1 protein-coding gene is annotated in these 2223 nt (G+C 37.8%); it reads right to left on the reverse strand.

Going from position 1 to position 2223, the window contains the following annotated elements; translation table 11 throughout:
• Positions 1 to 2174, reverse strand: a 2174-nt coding sequence (locus AC52RT_RS15690; protein WP_495541609.1) for a non-ribosomal peptide synthetase, incomplete at its 3' end; no start/stop codon positions are given.
• Positions 2175 to 2223: the final 49 nt, after the last annotated feature.

Consider the following 2223-nt stretch of genomic DNA (forward strand, 5'->3'; position numbering starts at 1 on the left):
TGCCCATTATTGTCTTTAATAACCATTCTAAGTGCATCATGATGCACAATTATGCCCTCAAAAGCCGCCTTTAAAATATCCTCTTTAAATCCGGATTCCCGGAAAAGCATAACGGATTGGTTAAAGTGATGTATATCGGAATGTTTCTCAAAAAACCAGCTCTGGATAGGAGTAAACGGTACATCACCTGAGACGGCTCCCTGCTCAGCAAGTGACTTGGATGCTGTTACAAAAGGACTGATAAGAGCAATAGTTGGATATTTAAATAAGTCCTTCATTTCAACGCGATAACCAACTTGATATAACTTGGATGACACTTGGATAAACTTTATCGAGTCTCCGCCTAAATCAAAAAAGTTGTCATCAATTCCAACTTGCTGAATCCCAAGTACCTTTTCCCAAATGCCCGCCAGGATTTTCTCCTTTTCATTCCTTGGCTCAACATATTCACTATTTTTCTCCATATATTCCTTCGGAGAAGGCAGTGACTTTGTATCGAGCTTACCATTAAAGGTAATAGGAAATGCCTCTAATCGGATAAAATACGAAGGGATCATATAAGCAGGAAGGTCAACAGATAGGAGATTTCTTAGTTCTCCAGCACCTTTTTTCTCATCTGCTACATAATAAGCACAGAGACTCCGCTGCCCAGCCTCATCTTCATATAATTGAACATGAACTTTCTTCATAAATGGAATCTTTAAAAGCTTAGCCTCAATTTCTCCTATTTCAATTCGATATCCTCGAATCTTAACCTGCTGATCGATCCGGCCTAAATATTCCAAGTTGCCATCAGGCAATAGTCTTGCAAGATCGCCTGTTTTATACATTTTTTCCCCTGGAAAAAAGGGATTATCAATAAATTTTTCAGCCGTCAACTCGGGTCTATTTATGTATCCTCTTGCTAAACCACTTCCGGCCACGTATAGTTCACCTTGAATGCCAATTGGCTGCAGCTGATGATTTTGATTCAATATGTACGTTTGTAATGTTGGCAAAGGCCTTCCTATATTACTCTTTCCTTTGCTAATCTCTCTTTCGGTAATTTCTTTATAGGTTACATGTACGGTGGTCTCTGTAATACCATACATATTAATCAATTGAACTACTGGAAACTTCTTCCGCCAATCTTTTAGCTGGGCTGGGTTTAGCGCCTCACCGCCAAAGATAACTTTACGTAAACTCAATTTATTGGAATCATCTTTTAATTCCTCGGTCATCAACTGGTAAAAATAAGTTGGTGTCTGATTTAAAATCGTCACCTTTTGTTTAATTAGCAGTGTTCTAAAGTGAACTGGATCTTTGGCGACCATTGAAGGTACAATTACTAACTTACCTCCATATAACAGCGCACCATACATCTCCCAAACTGAAAAATCAAAGCAGAAGGAATGAAAGAGTGTCCAGACATCCTTAGAATCAAAATCAAATCTATTTTTTTCATTAAATAATAGCCGGACAACATTTTTATGTTCGATTAAAGTTCCCTTTGGTTTACCAGTCGTTCCCGAAGTATAAATAATATAGGCTAAAGAGGCAGGATCCAATGGTAAGTGAGGGTTGGAGACATCTTCACTATAATAAGAACTGTCATCAATAAATAAGTTAACTGTATTCTGATTTACAAGCTTTTCATGGGCTTCCGCCAGCAAAACAAACCCTGCTCCAGAATCCTCCATCATATACTGGATACGTTCAATTGGATATGAGGGGTCGATTGGCACATACGCTCCACCAGCCTTTAATATTGCCAGAATGCCAACAACTGTATCGACTGAACGTTCTGCCAGGATACACACTAAATCCTCGGTCTTCAATCCCCTTTCTAGAAGGGTCCATGCCAGTTGATTAGCCCTGCTGTTTAATTCTCGATATGACACTTCTTCGTCTTCACATACCACCGCAATCTCATTAGGCGTCTTAAGGACTTGTTCTTCAAATAATCCACAAATGGTTTTTCCATCTGGGTAGGGGCATTCTTTATCATTAAATTCATAAATAAATTTATGTTTTTCTTCTTCTGTTAATAGTTCAATATCTCTTAAAGCTCTTTCCTTTTCATCTAAACCTAGCGTTAGAATTCTTTGGAATCGATCCCATAGTTCTATTAAATAATCTTTCGTATACAAATTTGGATTATAGGTTACATCTAAGGTAATCCTTTGAAGTTTCATATTAAAAGTAAACTTCAAATTTGCTGCTGGGTATTCTTTAGAAAGAATC

The organism is Peribacillus sp., from assembly GCF_059453735.1.